Annotated in this window: 17 protein-coding genes; 13 read left to right on the forward strand and 4 right to left on the reverse strand. The window is 59.9% G+C overall.

Annotated elements, in window-relative coordinates; translation table 11 throughout:
• Window positions 1-28 precede the first annotated feature (28 nt).
• Both fbp and GU3_RS09590 read left to right on the forward strand, forming a co-directional pair.
• Window positions 29-1,048, forward strand: a complete 1,020-nt coding sequence (fbp, locus tag GU3_RS09585) for a class 1 fructose-bisphosphatase (RefSeq protein WP_014292331.1) — start codon at window positions 29-31, stop codon at window positions 1,046-1,048.
• A gap of 172 nt (window positions 1,049-1,220) precedes the next feature.
• Window positions 1,221-1,733, forward strand: coding sequence for an Hsp20/alpha crystallin family protein (locus tag GU3_RS09590; RefSeq protein WP_014292332.1), 513 nt, complete (start codon window positions 1,221-1,223; stop codon window positions 1,731-1,733).
• A 77-nt stretch (window positions 1,734-1,810) separates the two neighbouring features.
• Here GU3_RS09590 and GU3_RS09595 read toward each other — a convergent pair whose 3' ends face one another.
• Window positions 1,811-3,100, reverse strand: coding sequence for a citrate synthase (locus GU3_RS09595; RefSeq protein ID WP_014292333.1), 1,290 nt, complete (start codon window positions 3,098-3,100; stop codon window positions 1,811-1,813).
• A 412-nt stretch (window positions 3,101-3,512) separates the two neighbouring features.
• Here GU3_RS09595 and sdhC point away from each other — a divergent pair, with 412 nt between their 5' ends.
• The 8 genes from sdhC to sucD all read left to right on the forward strand — a co-directional run bounded on the left by sdhC (window position 3,513) and on the right by sucD (window position 12,985).
• Window positions 3,513-3,902, forward strand: a complete 390-nt coding sequence (gene sdhC / locus GU3_RS09600; protein ID WP_041543096.1) for a succinate dehydrogenase cytochrome b556 subunit — start codon at window positions 3,513-3,515, stop codon at window positions 3,900-3,902.
• The gene (gene sdhD, locus GU3_RS09605; RefSeq protein WP_014292335.1) at window positions 3,896-4,240 is read left to right on the forward strand and encodes a succinate dehydrogenase, hydrophobic membrane anchor protein; all 345 of its coding nucleotides are present in this window, start codon (window positions 3,896-3,898) and stop codon (window positions 4,238-4,240) included. The genes sdhC and sdhD overlap by 7 nt, the downstream gene beginning before the upstream one ends.
• Window position 4,241: 1 nt before the next feature.
• Window positions 4,242-6,008, forward strand: coding sequence for a succinate dehydrogenase flavoprotein subunit (gene sdhA / locus GU3_RS09610; RefSeq protein WP_014292336.1), 1,767 nt, complete (start codon window positions 4,242-4,244; stop codon window positions 6,006-6,008).
• A 12-nt stretch (window positions 6,009-6,020) separates the two neighbouring features.
• Window positions 6,021-6,737 (forward strand): succinate dehydrogenase iron-sulfur subunit, encoded by a 717-nt coding sequence (locus GU3_RS09615; RefSeq protein WP_014292337.1) that lies wholly within the window; start codon window positions 6,021-6,023, stop codon window positions 6,735-6,737.
• Window positions 6,738-6,831: 94 nt separating this feature from the next.
• Window positions 6,832-9,645, forward strand: coding sequence for a 2-oxoglutarate dehydrogenase E1 component (gene sucA, locus GU3_RS09620; protein WP_014292338.1), 2,814 nt, complete (start codon window positions 6,832-6,834; stop codon window positions 9,643-9,645).
• An 18-nt stretch (window positions 9,646-9,663) separates the two neighbouring features.
• Window positions 9,664-10,872, forward strand: coding sequence for a 2-oxoglutarate dehydrogenase complex dihydrolipoyllysine-residue succinyltransferase (gene odhB, locus GU3_RS09625; protein ID WP_014292339.1), 1,209 nt, complete (start codon window positions 9,664-9,666; stop codon window positions 10,870-10,872).
• A 69-nt stretch (window positions 10,873-10,941) separates the two neighbouring features.
• Window positions 10,942-12,108: an ADP-forming succinate--CoA ligase subunit beta gene (gene sucC, locus GU3_RS09630; RefSeq protein WP_014292340.1), complete on the forward strand. Its 1,167-nt coding sequence runs from the start codon at window positions 10,942-10,944 to the stop codon at window positions 12,106-12,108.
• Between the two features lie 4 nt (window positions 12,109-12,112).
• Window positions 12,113-12,985 carry a succinate--CoA ligase subunit alpha gene (gene sucD, locus GU3_RS09635; protein WP_014292341.1) on the forward strand — a complete coding sequence of 291 codons (873 nt, stop codon included), beginning with the start codon at window positions 12,113-12,115 and terminating at the stop codon, window positions 12,983-12,985.
• 63 nt (window positions 12,986-13,048) lie between these two features.
• On the opposite strand, the gene GU3_RS09640 is transcribed toward sucD, so the two are convergent.
• Together GU3_RS09640 and GU3_RS09645 are read right to left on the reverse strand one after the other, a co-directional pair.
• On the reverse strand, window positions 13,049-14,368 hold the full coding sequence (locus GU3_RS09640) for an IS4 family transposase (protein WP_014290740.1): 1,320 nt from the start codon (window positions 14,366-14,368) through the stop codon (window positions 13,049-13,051).
• Window positions 14,369-14,516: 148 nt separating this feature from the next.
• Window positions 14,517-15,011, reverse strand: a complete 495-nt coding sequence (locus GU3_RS09645; protein ID WP_158308464.1) for an aminoacyl-tRNA deacylase — start codon at window positions 15,009-15,011, stop codon at window positions 14,517-14,519.
• A gap of 204 nt (window positions 15,012-15,215) precedes the next feature.
• Here GU3_RS09645 and GU3_RS09650 point away from each other — a divergent pair, with 204 nt between their 5' ends.
• Window positions 15,216-16,880: a methyl-accepting chemotaxis protein gene (locus tag GU3_RS09650; RefSeq protein WP_014292343.1), complete on the forward strand. Its 1,665-nt coding sequence runs from the start codon at window positions 15,216-15,218 to the stop codon at window positions 16,878-16,880.
• A gap of 93 nt (window positions 16,881-16,973) precedes the next feature.
• Here the strand turns inward: GU3_RS09650 and xseA are convergent, their stop codons facing one another.
• Window positions 16,974-18,317, reverse strand: a complete 1,344-nt coding sequence (xseA, locus tag GU3_RS09655) for an exodeoxyribonuclease VII large subunit (protein ID WP_014292344.1) — start codon at window positions 18,315-18,317, stop codon at window positions 16,974-16,976.
• Window positions 18,318-18,478: 161 nt separating this feature from the next.
• On the opposite strand from xseA, the gene guaB reads away from it, so the two are divergent.
• Together guaB and guaA are read left to right on the forward strand one after the other, a co-directional pair.
• A complete protein-coding gene (gene guaB, locus GU3_RS09660; RefSeq protein WP_014292345.1) occupies window positions 18,479-19,942 on the forward strand; it encodes an IMP dehydrogenase in 1,464 nt (487 codons plus the stop codon).
• Window positions 19,943-20,035: 93 nt separating this feature from the next.
• Window positions 20,036-21,613, forward strand: coding sequence for a glutamine-hydrolyzing GMP synthase (gene guaA / locus GU3_RS09665; RefSeq protein ID WP_014292346.1), 1,578 nt, complete (start codon window positions 20,036-20,038; stop codon window positions 21,611-21,613).
• Window positions 21,614-21,744 lie beyond the last annotated feature (131 nt).

The raw sequence follows: 21,744 nt of genomic DNA on the forward strand, positions 1-21,744 counted from the left end.
CCCGCAACGGAAATGTTTGAGGAAAAGTATGATTACCCTGGGTGAATACATCGTAAAGACACAGTCCGAACACCCCAGCGCCACCGGTGAGCTGACCTCGTTGCTGTCGTCCATTCGTCGTGCCGCCAAGATCGTTAACCGGGAAATCAACCGGGCCGGTCTGGCGACCGAGATCATTGGCGGCAGCAACGGCAGCCAAAACGTGCAGGGTGAAGTGCAGCAGAAGCTGGATGTGTTCGCCAACGACAAGTTCAAGGCGGCCCTCGAAGCCCGGGGCGAAGTGTGCGGCATCGCCTCGGAAGAAGAGGACTACTTCGTCTGCTTTGACAGCGCCAAGCGCAGCGATGCCAAATACGTGGTGCTGATGGATCCCCTCGACGGCTCGTCCAACATCGACGTCAATGTGTCGGTGGGCACCATTTTCTCCATCTACCGTCGCGTCAGCGAGCCGGGCACCCCGGTGGTGATGGAAGACTTTCTGCAGCCGGGGGTGAACCAGGTGGCCGCCGGCTATGTGGTGTACGGCTCCTCCACCATGCTGGTGTATACCACCGGCAACGGCGTACACGGCTTTACCTATGATCCGTCGCTCGGCTCCTTCTGCCTGTCTCACGAGAACATTCGCATTCCCGAAGAAGGCAGCATTTACTCCATCAATGAGGGCAACTACATCAAGTTTCCCGAGGGCGTCAAGAAGTACCTCAAGTACTGCCAGGAGCAGGATGAAGCCACCAAGCGGCCCTATACCTCCCGTTATATCGGCTCCCTGGTGTCCGACTTTCACCGCAACATGCTGAAGGGCGGCATTTACATTTACCCGTCCGGCACCAGTGCCCCCAACGGCAAGCTGCGCCTGTTGTACGAATGCAACCCGCTGGCGTTCCTGGCCGAACAGGCCGGCGGCAAGGCCAGTGACGGCTTTCGGCGCATCATGGAGATCAAACCCACCGAGCTGCACCAGCGCACGCCCTATTTCGTGGGCTCCACCCGCATGGTGGAAAAGGCCGAGAGCCTGATGGCCGAGTTTTCTTCCCCGGCTGGCGAGTAAACGCCATTGCATGTTCAAAGGGCGCTTCGGCGCCTTTTTTGTTGGTCGCGCCGGCGGATTTCCGCGGCCGGGCTAGGTGTACCGGCCTTGATCTCCATCAAGCCGGCAGCCTTGCAATATGACATTGCCGGTCAATAATTGAACAGCGGTCATCATTGTAAGGAGAATCATCATGACGGACAAGCAAAGCCGCGGTTCCAGGCTGATGCCCTGGAACTGGTTTCGGCATGAACAGGAAGACGGCGGCGAGCAGGAGGCTCATCCCATTTTACGGTTGCAACGGGAGATGGACCGGCTGTTCGACAACAGCCTGCGTGGCGGACTTGGGTTGAAAGACTGGCCGGAGATGAACCTGCTCAGACCCAGCCTGGACATCAGTGAGCGGGACGACAGCTACCTGATCAGTGTTGAAATTCCCGGTGTCAGCAAGGAAAACATTCAGCTGACCCAGCAGGGGGATCAACTGGTGATCCAGGGGGAGAAAAGTCAGGAGCACGAAGAGAAAAACGACAAACTGCATCGTATCGAACGCAGCTACGGTCATTTTCAGCGGGTGCTGACTCTGCCGGCCGACGCCGACAGCGCGGCCATCAAGGCCGACTTCAAGGATGGGGTGCTCAAGGTGACCGTGCCCCGCAAGCCGGGTGGCAGCAATAACGGTCGGCAGATCGGGATCAGCGGCTGAGCCGGCAGAGGTATCGTGCCACCCAAAAGCAAAAAGGCCGGCGAATGCCGGCCTTGTCACGGTTGCAGCAGACCGACTTACTTGTCGGCTACCTGGCTTTTGAAATCGCGCTGGGGAGCACCGGTGTACAACTGGCGCGGACGACCGATCTTCTGCTTGGGATCGGACATCATTTCGTTCCAGTGGGACATCCAGCCGACGGTACGGGCCAGGGCGAAGATCACGGTGAACATGCTGGTGGGAATGCCGATGGCCTTCAGAATGATACCGGAATAGAAGTCGACGTTCGGGTACAGCTTGCGCTCGACGAAGTATTCGTCGGACAGCGCAATGCGTTCCAGCTCCATGGCCACGTCCAGCAGGGGATCTTCAATCTTGAGATCGTCCAGCACTTCATGACAGGTTTCCCGCATGACCTTGGCGCGGGGGTCGAAGTTTTTATAGACCCGGTGACCAAAGCCCATCAGGCGGAAGGGATCGTCCTTGTCCTTGGCACGTTCGATAAACTCGGGGATACGATCCACCGAGCCGATCTCTTCCAGCATCAGCAGACAGGCTTCGTTGGCACCACCGTGGGCCGGTCCCCACAGGGAGGCAATGCCGGCGGCAATACAGGCGAAGGGGTTGGCACCGCTGGAGCCGGACAGACGCACGGTGGAGGTGGAGGCGTTCTGCTCGTGATCCGCATGCAGGGTAAAGATGCGGTCCATGGCTTTTTCCACCACCGGGTTCACACGGTAGTCTTCACAGGGCACGGCAAACATCATTTGCAGGAAGTTGCCGGCGTAGCTCAGCTCGTTGCGCGGGTACACAAACGGCTGACCGACGGAATATTTGTAGGCCATGGCGGCAATGGTCGGCATCTTGGCGATCAGGCGCTGGGCGGCCAGCTCGCGGTGGACCGGATCATTGATGTCCATGGGATCGTGATAGAAGGCCGACAGGCCGGCGATCACGCCACACACGATGGCCATGGGGTGCGCGTCGCGGCGGTAGCCCTTGAAGAAGGAAGACAGCTGCTCGTGCACCATGGTATGGCGCATGATGTCGCGGCTGAACTGCTCATACTGCTTGGCGGTAGGGGCTTCGCCGTACAGCAGCAGATAGCATACCTCCAGGTAGCTGGCATCCTGGGCCAGTTGCTCGATGGGGTAGCCGCGGTGCAGCAGGATACCCTGGTCACCATCGATATAGGTGATCTCGGACTGGCAGGACGCCGTTGCGAGGAAACCGGGGTCGTAGGTGAAGTAGCCGTGTGAGCCGAGAGAACTGATATCGATCACATCATAGCCGGCAGTGCCGGAGGCGATAGGAAGCTCAACGGGTTCCTTGCCGGGCAGATGCAGAGTGGCCTTTTGGTCAGCCATAGCACGTCTCCTTTGCTTTTATAATTAGGTCCATGAGTAAGGCATTTTTACACAGAATGAGTGAATTTTTAATCATTCCTGCTTCTCATGGTGCCGGCATATTGAAAACAAAGCGGGGTGCAAAGTCAATTTTACTCGCCGCGCGCAACAGGCTGTTAACCCCGTTGTGCGATCGACTTTACAGAATTCGCAATTGATTCAGGTGCTTCGTTGTATTTGTTGATTCCCTCCTTATACTGGCTTTCCGAGGGTATAGGACGCAGTTGTGGCCATGCCGCAGTCGTACTGCTGGTACTGAATCGAGCCCCCTCAGGGCATGGGCAGTCGCAGCAGCTTGTTCTCGGTCATGAGCTCAGTCCGTATATCCGGGTAAAGTCTGTCAAAACAATAACTAACGTGCTCCATGGAGCTAGTGGGCAAGACCGTGACTAAAAAACAGAGACCTGTAAACCTCGACCTACGGACCATTCGCCAGCCCGTCGCCGCCATCTCATCCATCCTGCACCGGGTATCCGGCGTGATCACCCTGTTCGCGCTCGCCATCCTGCTGTGGCTGCTCAGTGAATCCCTCGCTTCCGAGCAGGGCTTCAATGGGGTGGTGGAGATCCTGGACGGCTTCTTTGTCGGCTTCATCCTCTGGGGTGTGCTGACCGCTCTGGCCTATCACATTGTGGGCGGCATTCGCCACCTCATTATGGATCTGGGCTATTGCGAGGAGCTTGAATCGGGCGCCCTGAGTGCCAAGGTGGCATTCGGTGTGACCATTGTTCTGTCACTGCTGGCGGGGGTACTGGTATGGTAACCAATTCTGCAACTTTTGGCCGCAGCGGCGTGCACGATTTTATGCTGCTTCGTGCCACTGCTGTCCTTCTGACCCTGTACACCCTGTATCTGGTCGGCTTCATTGCCTTTAACGACATCACCTATCAGGTGTGGACGGGCTTTTTTGACCGTACCTTCACCAAGGTGTTTACCCTGCTGGCGCTGTTCAGTGTGCTGATGCACGGCTGGATTGGTGCCTGGCAGGTGCTGTCCGACTACGTCAAGCCGGCGCTGTGGCGCGGCCTGGCCCAGTTTGCCGTGGTGGTGTTGCTGCTGTCCTATCTGCTGACCGGTATCGTTGTATTGTGGGGTGTATAAGGTGACTATTGCTATTCGAGAATTCGACGCCGTGGTAATCGGCGCCGGCGGTGCCGGTATGCGCGCCGCCCTTCAGATTGCTGAATCGGGCAAAAGCTGTGCGCTGCTGTCCAAGGTATTTCCGACCCGTTCCCATACCGTGTCCGCCCAGGGCGGCATCACGGTGGCGCTGGGCAATGCCCACGACGACAACTGGGAATGGCACATGTACGACACCGTCAAGGGCTCCGACTACATCGGTGACCAGGACGCCATTGAATTTATGTGCCAGACCGGCCCCGAAGCCATCCTCGAGCTGGAAAAAATGGGTCTGCCCTTTTCCCGCTTCGACAACGGCAAGGTGTACCAGCGCCCCTTCGGCGGCCAGTCCAAGGCCTTTGGCGGCGAGCAGGCGGCCCGTACCGCGGCGGCCTCCGACCGTACCGGTCATGCCCTGCTGCACACCCTGTACCAGCAGAACGTCAAGCATAAAACCACGGTGTTTTCCGAGTGGTACGCCCTGGATCTGGTAAAGAACCAGGACGGCGACGTGGTCGGCTGTACCGCCATCGATATCGAAACCGGTGAAGTGGTCTACTTCAAGGCCAAGGCCACCATACTGGCCACCGGCGGCGCCGGTCGTATCTTCCAGTCCACCACCAACGCCCACATTAACACCGGCGACGGTGTCGGCATGGCGCTGCGCGCCGGTGTGCCGGTGCAGGACATGGAAATGTGGCAGTTCCACCCCACCGGCATCGCCGGCGCCGGCGTGCTGGTGACCGAAGGTTGCCGGGGCGAGGGCGGTTACCTGCTGAACAAGGACGGCGAGCGCTTTATGGAGCGTTATGCCCCCAACGCCAAGGATCTGGCCGGCCGTGACGTGGTGGCCCGCTCCATGATGATCGAAATCCGCGAAGGCCGCGGCTGCGACGGCCCCTGGGGTCCGCACATCAAGCTGAAGCTGGATCACCTGGGCAAGGAAGTGCTGGAAAGCCGTCTGCCCGGTATCTGCGAGCTGTCCCGCACCTTCGCTCACGTGGATCCGGTGAAAGAGCCGATCCCCGTTATCCCCACCTGTCACTACATGATGGGCGGTATCCCCACCAATGTGCATGGCCAGGCCCTGAAACAGGATGCCAACGGCAACGACGTGCCGGTGAAGGGGCTGTTCGCCGTGGGCGAGATCGCCTGCGTGTCGGTGCACGGTGCCAACCGCCTGGGCGGCAACTCCCTGCTCGACCTGGTGGTGTTCGGCCGTGCCGTGGGTCGTCACCTGACCGAGGCCCTGAACGAGCTGGGCGAGGTGCGCGGTGCATCCGAGTCCGACCTCGAGGCGTCACTGGCCCGCTATAACCGCTGGGAAAATACTCGCAGCGGCGAAGATCCGGTACAGATCAAGAAAGACCTGCAGCGCTGCATGCAGAACAACTTCTCGGTATTCCGGGAAGGGGACGCCATGGCGGCCGGTCTGGCTGAGCTGAAGGAAATTCGTGAGCGTCTGAAGTCCGCCCGTCTGGACGACACCAGCCGCGACTTCAACACCCAGCGAATTGAGTGTCTGGAACTGGATAATCTGATGGAAACCGCTTACGCCACCGCCGTGGCCGCGAATTTCCGTACCGAGTCCCGGGGCGCCCATTCCCGCTTCGATTATCCCGAGCGGGATGACGAGAACTGGCTGTGCCACTCGCTGTACAGTCCCGAGACCGAGTCCATGACCCGACGTTCCGTGAATATGTCACCGGTTACCCGTGACGCATTCCCGCCCAAAGCACGTACCTACTAAGGGGAGGCGATAATGCAAGTTACCATTTCCGTCTATCGCTACAATCCGGAAACCGATGCCAAGCCCTACATGAAGGACTACCGGCTCGATGTAGCCGAAGGCTCCGACATGATGGTGCTCGACGCCCTGCTGCAGCTGAAAGAGCAGGAGCCGAGCCTGGCGTTCCGCCGTTCCTGCCGTGAAGGCGTGTGCGGCTCCGACGGACTGAACATGAACGGCAAGAACGGCCTGGCCTGTATCACGCCGTTGTCCGACCTGCTGGGCAAAGACAACAAGGTGGTGATCCGGCCGCTGCCGGGCCTGCCGGTGGTGCGGGATCTGGTGGTCGACATGACCCAGTTCTACACCCAGTGGGAGAAGGTCAAGCCCTTCCTCATCGCCGAAGACAAGCAGCCGCCGGCGCGCGAGCGTCTGCAATCCCCGGAAGAGCGGTCCAAGCTGGACGGGCTGTACGAGTGCATTCTGTGCGCCTGTTGCTCCACCTCCTGCCCGTCTTTCTGGTGGAACCCGGACAAGTTCATCGGTCCGGCCGGCCTGCTGGCCGCCTATCGCTGGCTGATCGACAGCCGCGATACCGCCACCGACGAGCGCTTGTCCAACCTGGATGACGCCTTCAGCGTGTTCCGCTGTCACGGCATCATGAACTGCGTGAACGTGTGTCCCAAGGGCCTGAACCCCACCAAGGCCATTGGCAACATCAAGTCCATGCTGCTGAAACGGGCAGTATAAACGTCCCGAATAAAATGTTGCCGCCCGCAAGGGCGGCATTGACTCGACGACCAGAACGACAGTAGCCCTGTCGAGACGTGATAAAGGGATAAAAATGCACAATGGCGTAATGCAAGCCTGGCTGGATTCTTCTCACCTGGCCGGTGCCAATGCGACCTATGTAGAAGACCTGTATGAGGCTTACCTGGCCGATCCCGAATCGGTTTCCGAACAATGGCGTGCCGTCTTCGACGGCTTGCCATCGGGAACTGAACCCACTCCGGATCAGCCCCATTCTCAAGTGAGAGACTATTTTCGCCGCCTCGCCAAAGATACCTCCCGTTATGCCACCCCGGTCAGTGATCCCCACACTGATGCCAAGCAAGTCAAGGTTCTGCAACTGATCAACGCCTACCGTTTCCGGGGCCATCAGAATGCCAATCTGGATCCGCTCGGGCTGTGGAACCGCGAGCCGGTGGCCGAGCTGGACCCGGCCTTTCATAACCTGACCGGCGCCGATCTCGAGGCGACCTTCAACGTGGGCTCCTACGCCATCGGCAGCGAGACCATGAAGCTGAAGGATCTGGTGGCGGCGCTGAAGAAAACCTACTGCGGCTCCGTGGGTGCGGAATACATGCACATCACCAGCACTCGGGAAAAGCGCTGGATTCAAAGCCGCCTCGAGCCGGTGGTGGGCGCGCCCCAGTACACCGATGAAGACAAGCTGCGCTTCCTTGACAGCCTGACCGCTGCCGAGGGTCTGGAAAAATACCTGGGTGCCAAGTTCCCGGGCGCCAAGCGTTTCTCCCTGGAAGGGGGCGATGCCCTGATCCCCATGACCAAGGAGCTCATTCGCCGCTTCGGTGAAAAGGGCGGTCGCGAAGTGGTGATCGGCATGGCCCACCGGGGCCGTCTGAACATGCTGGTCAACGTGCTGGGCAAGCGTCCGCAAGACCTGTTCGATGCCTTCGCCGGCAAGTACGAGACTCAGAGCTCCGGTGACGTGAAGTACCACATGGGCTTCAGCTCCGACTTCGACACCCCGGGCGGCCCGGTGCACCTGGCGCTGGCGTTCAACCCGTCACACCTGGAAATCGTCAACCCGGTGGTGATCGGCTCGGTCCGTGCCCGTATGGACCGTCTCGACAACCCGGACGGCCGTCAGGTACTGCCGGTGACCATTCACGGCGACTCGGCCTTTGCCGGCCAGGGCGTGGTGGCGGAAACCTTCAACATGTCGCTGACCCGGGGCTACGGGGTGGGCGGCACGGTGCGGATTGTGATCAACAACCAGGTGGGCTTTACCACCTCCAACCCGCGCGACACCCGCTCCACCGAGTACTGTACCGACATCGCCAAAATGGTGCAGGCGCCCATTTTCCACGTCAATGCCGACGATCCGGAAGCCGTGGTGCAGGTGACCCAGCTGGCGCTGGACTTCCGCAACGAGTTCGGTCGCGACGTGGTCATCGATCTGGTGTGTTACCGCCGTCACGGCCACAACGAGGCCGATGAGCCCAGCGCCACCCAGCCGCTGATGTACCAGAAGATCAAGAAGCACCCGACCCCGCGCAAGATTTACGCCGATCGCCTGATTGAAAAGGGCACCGTCTCGGCGGAGCAGGTGACCACTCAGATCAACGAGTACCGGGATGCCCTGGATCACGGTGAATGCGTGGTCAAGGAATGGCGCCCGATGCAGAAACATTCCGTCGACTGGTCGCCCTACCTGGGCCACGAATGGGACATGGCCTACGACTCTACCTATGATCTTGAACAGCTCAAGGATCTGGGGGATCGCCTGACCCGTTATCCGGAAACCCATACCCTGCAGCGCCAGGTGGCCAAGATTTACGCCGACCGCAAGCTGATGGCCCAGGGCGAGAAGCTGGTGGACTGGGGCTTTGCGGAGACCCTGGCCTACGCCACTCTGTGCGACAACGGTTATGAAGTGCGCCTGACCGGCCAGGACTCCGGCCGGGGTACCTTCTTCCACCGTCACGCGGTGTTGCACAACCAGAACGACGCCAGTATTTACACCCCGCTGTGCTACCTCTCCGAGGATCAGGGCCAGTTCCAGGTGTATGACTCGGTGCTGAGTGAAGAAGCGGTGATGGCCTTTGAATACGGTTATGCCACCGCCGAGCCCGTGGGCCTGACCATCTGGGAAGCCCAGTTCGGTGACTTTGCCAACGGCGCTCAGGTGGTGATTGACCAGTTCCTCGCCGCCGGCGAGCAGAAGTGGGGCCGCATGTGCGGACTGACCCTGCTGCTGCCTCATGGCTACGAAGGTCAGGGTCCGGAGCACTCCAGTGCCCGTCTGGAACGTTATCTGCAATTGTGCGCCGAGCACAACATGCAGGTGTGCGTGCCCACCACGCCGGCGCAGGTGTTCCACATGCTGCGCCGTCAGGTGCTGCGCCCCATGCGCCGGCCGCTGGTGGTGATGACGCCGAAGTCGCTGCTGCGTCATCCGCTGGCGGTTTCCGAGCTGGAAACCTTGGCCCAGGGCACATTCCAGAACGCCATTGGCGAAATTGATGATCTGGATCCCAAAGGCGTCAAGCGCGTGATTCTTTGTTCCGGCAAGGTGTATTACGATTTGCTCGAAGCGCGTCGCAAGAACGAACAAACGGATGTGGCGATCATTCGAATTGAACAGCTGTATCCCTTCCCTCAGGACGAGGTGGCCGCGATTCTGGCCGACTACCAGCACGTGACCGATTTCGTCTGGTGTCAGGAAGAGCCGCAAAACCAGGGAGCCTGGTATTGCAGCCAGCATCACTTCCGGGCGGCCATTCCGGAAGGCGCCAAACTGAGCTATGCCGGTCGTGAGGCTTCGGCTTCTCCGGCGGTGGGTTACACCTCGGTTCACTTACAACAACAAAAAGCGTTGGTGGAAGCCGCACTGACGCTGACCAAAGCATAATGCACTAAGGACATATTGATGAGCATCGAAATCAAGGTTCCCGACCTCCCCGAATCCGTTGCCGACGCCACCATCGCCACCTGGCACAAGCAGCCCGGCGACAGCGTAGAGCGCGACGAAGTGATCGTCGATATTGAAACCGACAAGGTGGTACTGGAAGTGCCGGCCCCCGAGGCCGGTATTCTGGAAGCCATCATGGAAGACGCCGGCGCCACCGTGCTGGGTCAGCAGGTAATCGGCAAGCTCAAGCAGGGCGCCAAGGCCGGTGAAGAGACCAAGGACAAGCCCGCCAGCAACGGTGAAGCCAAGGCCGAGGCCGCGGCTGCCGAGAGCGACGATCTGAGCCCGGCGGTACGCCGCCTGGTGGCCGAGCACAACATTGACGCGAGCAAGCTGTCCGGCTCCGGCAAGGGTGGCCGCATCACCAAGGAAGACGTGGAAGCCTTCATCAAGGACGGCGGCAAGGCCAAAACCGCCGACCAGCCGGTCGCCGCCAAGGCCGAGCTGCCGCTGGTGGCGCCGGGTCAGCGCGATCAAAAACGCGTACCCATGACCCGTCTGCGCAAGCGGGTGGCCGAGCGTCTGCTGGAAGCCAAGAACACCACCGCCATGCTGACCACCTTCAACGAGGTCAACATGAAGCCGATCATGGATCTGCGCAAGCAGTACCAGGACATCTTCGAGAAGCGTCACGGCATTCGCCTGGGCTTTATGTCCTTCTACGTGAAGGCGGTGGTGGAGTCGCTCAAGCGCTTCCCGGAAGTGAACGCCTCCATTGACGGCGACGATATCGTTTATCACAACTACTTTGATGTCAGTATTGCCGTGTCCACGCCCCGTGGCCTGGTGACCCCGGTACTGCGCGACTGCGATCGCCTGAGCCTGGCCGACATTGAGAAGAGCATCAAAGAGCTGGCCATCAAGGGTCGCGACGGCAAACTGACCGTCGATGACATGACCGGCGGTAACTTTACCATTACCAATGGCGGCGTGTTCGGCTCCCTGATGTCCACCCCCATCATCAACCCGCCGCAGAGCGCCATTCTGGGAATGCACAAGATCCAGGACAGGCCCATGGCGGTGGACGGCAAGGTGGAAATCCTGCCGATGATGTACCTGGCCCTGTCTTACGATCACCGTCTGATCGACGGTCGCGAGTCGGTCAGCTTCCTGGTATCGATCAAGGAGCTGCTGGAAGACCCGACCCGTCTGCTGCTGGACGTGTAAGCCAACAATAACAAGAGGGCGGACCGGTTCCGCCCCATGCCCTGAACCCAACAACAACGGAAACACAACATGAATTTGCATGAATATCAGGCAAAACAGCTGTTCGCCGAATACGGCCTGCCCGTATCCGAAGGCTACGCATGTGACAACCCGCAGGAAGCGGTAGAAGCGGCCAGCAAAATCGGCGGCAACATGTGGGTGGTCAAATGTCAGGTCCACGCCGGTGGCCGTGGCAAGGCAGGCGGTGTCAAGCTGGCCAAGAGCAAGGAAGAGATCCGCGAGTTCGCGGAGCAGTGGCTGGGCAAGAATCTGGTCACCTACCAGACTGACGCCAAGGGTCAGCCGGTGGCCAAGATCCTGGTGGAGTCGTGCACCGACATTGCCAAGGAGCTTTACCTGGGCGCGGTCGTGGACCGGGGTACCCGTCGTGTGGTGTTCATGGCATCAACCGAAGGCGGCGTGGAAATTGAGAAGGTGGCCGAAGAGACCCCCGAACTGATCCACAAGGCCGCCATCGATCCCCTGGTGGGCCCGCAGCCTTATCAGGGCCGTGAGCTGGCATTCAAACTGGGCCTGAAAGGCGACCAGATCAAGCAGTTCACCAAAATCTTCCTCGGTCTGGGACAGATGTTCCTGGACTACGATTTCGCCCTGCTCGAAATCAACCCCCTGGTGATCACCGATGCCGGCAACCTGCACTGCCTGGACGGCAAGATCAACATCGACTCCAACGCCCTGTACCGTCAGCCCAAGCTGCGCGACATGCATGACCCAAGCCAGGACGATGCCCGTGAAGCCCACGCGGCCAAGTGGGAGCTGAACTATGTGGCGCTGGATGGCAACATCGGCTGCATGGTGAACGGGGCCGGTCTGGCCATGGGCACCATGGACATCGTGAACCTGCACGGCGGCAAGCCGGCCAACTTCCTGGATGTGGGCGGTGGCGCCACCAAGGAACGGGTGACCGAGGCGTTCAAGATTATTCTCTCCGACAGCAATGTGAAAGCGGTACTGGTGAACATCTTTGGCGGTATTGTCCGTTGCGACATGATTGCCGAAGGCATCATCGGTGCGGTGAAGGAAGTGGGTGTCAAAGTCCCGGTGGTGGTCCGTCTGGAAGGCAATAATGCCGAAGCCGGTACCGCCAAGCTGGACGAGTCCGGCCTCAACATCATCGCCGCCACCAGCCTGACCGACGCCGCCGTTCAGGTCGTTAACGCCGCACAGGGGAAATAACAGCATGAGCATTCTGATCAACAAAGACACCAAGGTCATCTGCCAGGGATTCACCGGCGGCCAGGGTACCTTCCACTCCGAGCAGGCCATTGAATACGGTACGCAAATGGTGGGCGGCGTGTCTCCGGGCAAGGGCGGCACCACTCATCTGGGTCTGCCGGTATTCAACACCGTGCGGGAAGCCGTGGAAGCCACCGGCGCCACCGCTACCGTGATCTACGTGCCGGCGCCGTTCTGTAAAGACGCCATTCTGGAAGCCATCGATGCCGGCATCCAGCTGATTGTCACCATCACCGAGGGCATTCCGACCCTCGACATGCTGGACGTGAAAGTGAAGCTGGACGAAACCGGCGTACGCATGATCGGCCCCAACTGCCCGGGTGTGATCACCCCCGATGAGTGCAAGATCGGCATCATGCCCGGTCACATTCACAAGAAGGGCAAGGTGGGCATCGTATCCCGCTCCGGCACCCTGACCTACGAAGCGGTCAAGCAGACCACCGACGAAGGCTTTGGTCAGTCCAGCTGTGTGGGCATTGGTGGTGACCCCATTCCTGGCTCCAACTTCATCGATATTCTGAAGCTGTTCCAGGAAGATCCGGAAACCGAAGCCATCGTGATGATCGGTGAAATCGGCGGCACCGCCGAAGAAGAAGCCGCGGCCTTTATCAAGGCCAATGTCACCAAGCCGGTGGTGTCCTACATCGCCGGTGTGACCGCGCCTCCGGGTAAGCGCATGGGCCACGCCGGCGCCATCATCTCCGGTGGCAAGGGCACTGCAGACGAGAAGTTTGCTGCCCTGCAGGACGCCGGTGTGAAAACCGTGCGCTCCCTGGCCGACATCGGCGCTGCCCTGCGCGAAGTAACCGGCTGGTAAACGCTAGCTGTCAGTCATCAGCGTTAAGCAGTAAGAAAAAAGGAGCCGTAAGGCTAATGCCGTTCACTTAAGGTGAGCGGCATTTTTCTTTCTGACCGGATAGGTGTTTTTGGAAGCTTTCAGCACTCTTGGATAACTTCGTTCTCGTTTCCCCTCCAGCTTGAACTGTTTGGCCTGTTTCTCTGGGGCAAATACCTCTCTTGGCAAGTTGCCCGGTGCCACACTGGGCAGCTGGCTCAGCTTGAAGATGATGTAGGACGAGGCTTCCCTGAAGCTCAGCTGATTCGGATAGGTCGCCGGTAACACTCGAGCCATCAAGATCATTTTGTAGCGGATCAGGTTGTAGGCCAGCAGCACACCCCATAACTCCTGGTGTATCAGCTCCGGCAACTGGCTACGCAAGGTGAAGCGACTGTCCAGCAGGTGCTGCTTCATTTCTCGATAGCCCAGCTCGATTTCCCAGCGATGGGCATATAAATCCACAATATCCCGACCCGGATAGGCCATGGCATCGGTCAGAGAGGTCAGGATATGAACGAGCTTTCCCTTGACGGTTTTACTCAGCAGTCTCGCTTCCAGCGTCTCCGATAAGTCGGGCCACTTTTTTCTTGCCTGCGGGCTGGGGGTCAACCGCACCAGTTTGTCATCGCGGCCCAGGTTGCGCACCACCTCATACTGCGTGCCTTTACGCAACGGCAGCAACCAGTGCCGTTGCTGCCCTTGTTGCCAGGCATGCAGCAACCCCAATGAGTAGAACCCTTTATCAAACAGCGTCAGGCTATGGTCCGGTATGCTCGGCAGCAAGCGGACCGCCAGCTGCATTTCATTGACCGCGACGCTGTCAAAGGCGCTGTCCACCAACAAATGGCTGCTCAGCTCCATCAGGCACACCATGCGCACCTGGGGATAAGCGGCGTCCGTGGATTGGTTGGCGGTGCGGGCAAAGGCACCGGCATTCGGTGGTGAGTCCGGAGTGCGCCAGACTACGCCGTCAACACCATACAGGTTCAGTCCGCTCCAGTGCGGATGCTGAGCCTGCGCATGCCAGTTGGCACTGGTTTGCCTGAAGATATCGCGCACCACGTCGCTGCCCAGCTTTTTACGTGCTTGTGTGACCGCGCTGCGCACCACCGAGTCGACTTCTTGTGGCAGGACGATATCCAGCTTATTGATGAGCTGGCGTACGGAATCGCCACGAAACAGCGCCATGCCAATGACTGCCCAGACCATGGCTTCCATCGGAAGTTTGCGCTTGCGCACCGTCGCCACCCCGTTTGAAGCCAGACAAGCTTGGATTATCTCGGGGTCGAGCACCTCAGCCAGGCTGTGAAATTCAACGGTGCGATTGAGGGAGGTGCGAGCCAGTGCGTCAGAAAGCAGCATAAAAAAATCCGATGACCTGTGATCATCGGATTTTGATCTTCTGAGCGGGATCGTCAAGCGATTTGGCTTAACTGATCGGCATTAGCCGTAAGGCTCCTTTTTTTATAGGGTTAGCGAGACATTCTCCTCACTCCTCACGTACCAAGCATCACATTCGCTCAACCCGGCTCCAGGGATCCGGCTTGCGGCTGAACTGACCGTGTTTCCAGCCACTGGCCAGCCGGCGAAAGTCTTCACCGCTGATGTGCACCAGATCCCGGTGGTCACCGCTTTCCAGATAGATGTCGGCCATGCCGAGCAGTTCGTCGTCCACCAGGGTGTCTACGGCGTAGGCATCGCCGATGGCAGGAATGGCGCCGGGATCGCAGTCATCGAACCAAGAGCCCAGATGATGCTCCGGCGCCAGCTGCATTTCATCGTGCACCAGATAACTCAGGCGACGCATGTCGATGCGATCGGCGGCGGGGATCACCGCCATCATGGAGTGGCCGTTATTGTCTTCCAGCATGACGGCCTTGGCCATTTGCGCCAGGGGCACGTGGCTTGCGATGGCACTCTGGGCGGCTCCTTCGGCGTAGGGATGATGTACCATGTTGTAGGGCACATGGCGTTGATCAAGAAACTGTTTTAATCTGAGTGACATACCCATGTTTACCTCCCGAAAACAGGCGTAACGTACCCTGCTTTCTGTAACAGCCCTGTAAGTATAGACGCCGGCTCCCGGTTGTACTGACGCCGCCTGACACACGGATATTGATCCAGATCAAGGGCTGTCCGGATTGTCATTTTCTCATGACACAATTCCTCTAGAATGGCTTTTTCGGACTCATTCAGGGGCCCACAAGGAATGCGAAACCTCTCTCTCAACTGGAAAATATTTCTGCCGCTGCTGGTGATTTTCGTGCTGGTGTTTGCCTTGTGCTATGGCGTGTCGACCCAGCTGCAACGCGGCCTGGCCCTGCACCTGGCCGAGGAGAAAATCGAAACCACCGCCAACCTCTATATGGATCAGCTGAACGTGCTGATGGTGAACGGCGCCATTCACCAGCGCGGCCTGGTACAAACCAAGATCCAGGAAGAAAAGGGCATCGAGCAGGCGCGGGTGATCCGGGCTCCTGCCGTGACCAAACTGTTTGGCCCCGGGGCTCCCGATCAGGGGATTCAGGACGACCTTGACCGGCGTGCCATTGAGCAGGGCGAGACCGTACTCGAGCTGCATCTGGAAGACGACATTCCCAACCTGACCCTGATCAAGCCGTTCAAGGCCTATCAGGAATATCGTGGTACCGCCTGTTTGCAGTGCCATCAGGTGCCTGAGGGCACCGTGATGGGGGCGGTACGTATCAGTTACGATCTGAGCGACACCTTCGGCCAGATAAAGAGCAATAACCTGCGTCTGGCCGCCATGTTGATTGGCGTGTTCCTGGTGGCCTTTGCGGTGCTCTGGCTGGTACAGAATCACTATCTCAAACGACCGATCCTGAACATCAGCCGCCGATTGCAGCAGGTGGCGGCCGAGCGGGATCTGTCTACCCGGCTGGTGCCGCTCGGCAAGGACGAACTGGGCGGACTGGTGGGTGCCATCAATGGTCTGCTGGGCAGTTTTCAGCACAGCCTGACCGAAGTACGCCGAGTGACCGGCAATATTTATACCGCGGCCGGAGACATTCAGCAGACGTCGCAGCAGACCGATATTTCGGCCAGGGCGCAGGATAACGAAACCGCCCTGATCGCCACCGCCATCAATGAAATGGAAGCCTCGGCCCGGGAAGTGCGGGAAAACGCCCGGCTGACCGCCGAAACCTCGGAGCAGAGCCATGCCTTTGCCCTGACCGCCAGCGATCAGGCCCGGGTGGCGGTGGAGGGGATCCAGACCCTGAATGGCGAGATTGGGCGTATCGACAAGGTGATCCGCGAGCTGGACGGCCGTTGTGACCAGGTTGACAAGGTGCTCGACATGATCAAGGGCATTGCCGAGCAGACCAACCTGCTGGCGCTCAATGCCGCCATTGAAGCGGCGCGGGCCGGCGAGTCGGGGCGGGGCTTTGCGGTGGTGGCCGACGAAGTGCGTACCCTGGCGCTGCGCACCCAGCAGTCGGCCGAGGAAATCACCGGCATGATCCGTCTGTTGCAGAATGAAGCCAAGGATGCGGTACAGGCCATCGAGATGGCTGAAGGGCAGGCCACCGACAGCGTGGCCCGCACCCAGGACGCCATGAGCTCGCTGCAGGCCATTATCGAGCAGGTGGCGCGCATCAACGAGCTGAACGCCCAGGTCTCCGCCTCGGCGGACGAGCAAAGTGCGGTGTGCTCGGAAGTGAGCCGCAACATTACACGGGTGCGGGACTCCTCCGGTGAGACCCTGGCCCAGGCCGAAGCCGCTGCCGGCGCCAGCCTGCAACTGGTGGAAGAGTGCAAGGTGCTGGAGCAGATGATTGCCCATTACCGATTGCAGGGGCAGGCCGATACCGATGACGATGCCATACCGGGTCAGCTGATAGCGGTGCATTAACGGGAAAAGGCTGCGTCATGCAGCCTTTTTCATTTCAAGTGCCCGACGCAGCCAGGCAGGGGATAAAGTCACCTTCAGCGCAGAGGTTAGGGGTTACTTGAGGGCTACTTTTTCTACCCGGCTGACCACCTCACCCTGGGCCAGCCGGGTGGTGATCAGGTCATTCTCCTTCAGCCGGCCGGCGTCGGTGAGCACGGTGTTGTTGTGCAGGGTAATGCTGTACCCCCGGGAGAGAGTGGCCAGGGGGCTCATGGCGTGCAGCCGTGAACCGGCCAGCGCCAGTTGATGTTCAAGGTGGTTCAGCCGGGTATTCAGCGCGCCGTGCAGTCGTTGCTCCAGGGTATGCAGTCGCTCAATGCTGTAAGCCAGGCGCTGACCCGGGTGCTGATGAGTCAGGCGCAGTGCGGCCTGCTCGGTCCGTTGCCGTGCCTGCTCCAGCCGCCGGTTCATGGCGCGCTCCAGGCGCAGTTGCAACTGGTCGAGCTGCTGGCTTTGCTGCTGCAATTGCTGGCGGGGGTGCTGGCGTTCCAGCCGTTGCTGCAGTTGCCGCAGGCGGTTGTGGCGGTCGGCAAGCCAGCGTTGCAGGGCCTGTTCCAGGCGCTGGCCGCTCTGTTGCCACTGGCGGCGTTGCACGCCGCTGTCCTGACTGATGAGCTCGGCGGCGGCAGAGGGGGTGGGGGCGCGCAGGTCGGCCACCAGGTCGCTCAGGCTCACATCCACCTCGTGACCCACGGCACTGACCACCGGCAGGCGGGAAGCGGCAATGGCCCGCACCAGCCGTTCGTCGTTAAAACACCACAGGTCCTCCAGCGAGCCGCCGCCCCGGGCCAGCAGCAGCAAGTCGGTTTCATTGCGTCGGTTGGCCTCATTCAGGGCGTGAACAAGCTGGGGCACGGCGCTTTCACCCTGCACCTGGCTGGGGTAGAGGATGATTTCCAGCTGGGGCGCGCGCCGGGCCAGCACGGTGAGAATGTCGTGCACCGCCGCTCCGGTGGGGGAGCTGATAATGCCAATGCGCGCCGGATGGGCCGGCAGCGGCCGCTTGCGCTCGGCGGCAAACAGGCCTTCGGCGGCCAGGGCGTTTTTAAGCGCCTCAAACTGTTGCTTGAGCAGGCCCTCGCCGGCGGGAGCCATGGTCTGGGCCACCAGCTGAAAGTCACCTCTGGGCTCATAGAGCGTGACTTTGCCGAAGATCAGTACCTGATCGCCGTTTTTTGGCCTGGATCCCACGCTGCGGTTGTTGCCCCTGAACATGGCGCAGCGCAGCTGGGACTGGCTGTCTTTCAGGGAAAAATACCAGTGGCCCGAGGCCGGCATGGACAGGTTGGAGATTTCGCCGGTGAGCCAGACCGCACCCAGATCGCCTTCCAGCAGCAGCCGGGCATGACGGTTAAGACGGCTGACTGTATAGATATTGGTTAACTTTTCCTGCTGCAAAATCACCTCTGGCGAGTATTTTTATTTGAAAATAAACCCCTTTGGCGAGGTTTTTTCGTCTTATTGGCCAAAATAACAAAAAATCGCTTTACCCGGGGGAGGGGAGTGCCTAAAATTCTTTGGCAATATTTTTACCCCCCAAACCTATGGTGAATATTGCGATGCTTAGGATTGCCCAAGACGCCCTGACCTTTGATGATGTACTGCTGGTCCCAGCTCATTCCACCGTATTGCCCAACACGGCGGATCTTCGCACCCGGCTGACCCGGGAAATCAATCTTAACATCCCCATCGTCTCCGCCGCCATGGATACCGTGACCGAAGCCGATCTGGCCATTGCCCTGGCCCAGGAAGGCGGCATCGGTTTTATTCACAAGAACATGTCCATCGAGGCCCAGGCCGCCCAGGTGCGCAAGGTCAAGAAATTCGAAAGCGGCATGGTATCCGATCCGGTTACCGTGAACCCCGACATGACCATTGCCGACGTGCGCGAACTCACCCTGCAGAATGGCTTTGCCGGCTATCCGGTGGTGGCTGCCGACGGCGAGCTGGTGGGCATCATTACCGGTCGCGACGTGCGCTTTGTGCAGGACATGAGCAAGGCGGTGCACGAGGTGATGACCGACAAGAGCCGGCTGGTGACCGTGCCGGTGGGCGCCGGCCGGGATCAGGTAGAAGCCCTGATGCAGCAGCACCGTATTGAAAAGGTACTGGTGGTGGAAAACAATGGCCGCCTGGCGGGCATGATCAGCGCCAAAGACTTCCAGAAAGCCGAGAGCAAGCCCAATGCCTGCAAGGACGACCAGGGTCGTCTGCGGGTGGGTGCCGCCGTGGGAGCCGCTCCCGGCAACGAAGAGCGCATTGCCGCCCTGGTGGCGGCGGGCCTCGACGTGCTGCTGATCGACTCCTCTCACGGTCACTCCGAGGGCGTGCTGCAGCGCATTCGCGAAACCCGTGCCGCTTACCCTGAACTGGCCATTGTGGGTGGTAACGTGGCCACCGCCGCCGGCGCCCTGGCCCTGGCCGAGGCCGGTGTCAGTGCGGTGAAGGTGGGCATTGGACCGGGCTCCATCTGTACTACCCGTATCGTCACCGGTTGCGGTGTGCCGCAAATTACCGCCGTGGCCAATGCGGTGGAAGCCCTGAAAGGCACCGGCATTCCGGTGATCGCCGACGGTGGCATTCGCTTCTCCGGCGACATCGCCAAGGCGCTGGCCGCCGGCGCCCACTGCGTGATGATGGGCTCCATGTTTGCCGGTACCGAGGAATCCCCCGGTGAAATCGAGCTGTTCCAGGGCCGCTCCTTCAAGTCTTACCGGGGCATGGGCTCCCTGGGCGCCATGAGCAAGGGCTCCAGCGATCGCTACTTCCAGAGCGACAACGCCGCCGATAAAATGGTGCCGGAAGGCATTGAAGGCCGGGTACCCTACAAGGGCAAGCTGAAGGAGATCATTCATCAGCAGATGGGCGGTCTGCGCAGCGCCATGGGACTCACCGGCAGTGCCACCATAGATGACCTGCGCACCAAGGCAGAATTTGTTAAGATATCCGGCGCGGGCATTCAGGAGTCGCACGTCCACGACGTGACCATTACCAAGGAAGCGCCCAACTACCGGTTGGGTTGATCCCGGAACGCGACGAACGGGGGGCTGGTCCCCCCGTTTTTCTATTGCCGTCTGCTCCCCCCACAGGCGGTGTTTGTAACGAGTAGGAAAACGATGACCAAGAACATTCACGATAACCGGATCCTGATCCTGGACTTCGGCTCACAGTACACTCAGCTGATCGCGCGCCGTGTGCGTGAACTGGGCGTGTATTGCGAGCTGTGGGCCTGGGACGTCACCAAGGAGCAGATCCGCGACTTCAATCCGAACGGTATCATTCTGTCCGGGGGGCCGGAGTCGGTCACCGAGGAAGGCAGCCCGCGGGCGCCGGAATACGTGTTCAACGCCGGTGTGCCGGTGTTTGGCATTTGCTACGGCATGCAGACCATGGCCCAGCAGCTGGGTGGCGCCGTGGCCGGCTCCAGCGAGCGCGAATTTGGTTACGCCCAGGTGCAGCGGGTGGCCGACTGTGCCCTGTTCGCCAACATTGAAGACGCCATCGATGACAATGGCAACGCCCTGCTGGACGTCTGGATGAGCCACGGCGACAAGGTCGTGGCCCTGCCCGAAGGCTTCCACAAGGTGGCTCAGACCGGCAGCTGCCCCTTTGCCGCCATGGCCGACGAAAGCCGCCGTTTCTACGGCGTGCAGTTCCACCCGGAAGTGACCCACACCCGCCAGGGTGCCCGCATGCTGGAACACTTTGTGCGTGATATCTGCCAGTGTGACGCCCTGTGGACCCCGGCCTCCATCATTGAAGACGCCATTGCCCGCATTCGCGAGCAGGTGGGCGACGATGAAGTGATCCTGGGCCTGTCCGGCGGTGTGGACTCCTCCGTGGTGGCCATGCTGGTGCACCGCGCCATTGGCGACAAGCTCACCTGTGTGTTCGTGGACAACGGCCTGCTGCGTCTGAACGAAGGCGAGCAGGTAATGGAAATGTTCGGCGACCACTTTGGCCTGAACATCATCAAGGCCGACGCCGAAGATCGCTTTCTCTCCGCCCTGGCGGGCATCGACGAGCCGGAAGCCAAGCGCAAGGCCATTGGCCGAGTGTTTGTGGAAGTGTTCGACGAAGAAGCCAAGAAGCTCAAGAACGCCAAGTGGCTGGCTCAGGGTACCATCTATCCCGATGTGATTGAGTCCGCCGCTTCTGCCACTGGCAAGGCGCACGTGATCAAGTCTCACCACAACGTGGGCGGCCTGCCCGACGACATGAAGATGGGGCTGGTGGAGCCGCTGCGCGAGCTGTTTAAAGACGAAGTCCGCCGTGTGGGCCTGGAGCTGGGCCTGCCCTACGACATGCTCTACCGTCACCCCTTCCCGGGTCCGGGTCTGGGCGTGCGGGTGCTGGGCGAAGTGAAAAAGGAATACTGCGACCTGCTGCGCCGGGCCGATGCCATCTTCATTGAAGAGCTGCGCAAGCACGATCTGTACAACAAGGTCAGCCAGGCCTTCACCGTGTTCCTGCCGGTCCGCTCCGTGGGCGTGATGGGCGATGGCCGCAAGTACGACTGGGTTGTTTCTCTGCGTGCGGTGGAAACCATCGACTTCATGACCGCCCATTGGGCCCACCTGCCATACGATTTCCTGGGCCATGTGTCCAACCGCATTATCAACGAGATCGACGGCATCAGTCGCGTAGTCTACGACATTTCCGGCAAGCCGCCCGCGACCATTGAGTGGGAATAATCACTCGTTAGGTAACAGCTGGCACTAACCGGAATGAAATGACACTTAAGCCCATGTTTACATGGGCTTTTTTGTTTTTAGGGCCTGCACTATCTGGCAATAATTGGCAGCGGGAAGCACGACTTGAGCGT

Origin of the sequence: Oceanimonas sp. GK1, from assembly GCF_000243075.1 — a bacterium.
Taxonomy (GTDB): Bacteria; Pseudomonadota; Gammaproteobacteria; order Enterobacterales; family Aeromonadaceae; genus Oceanimonas.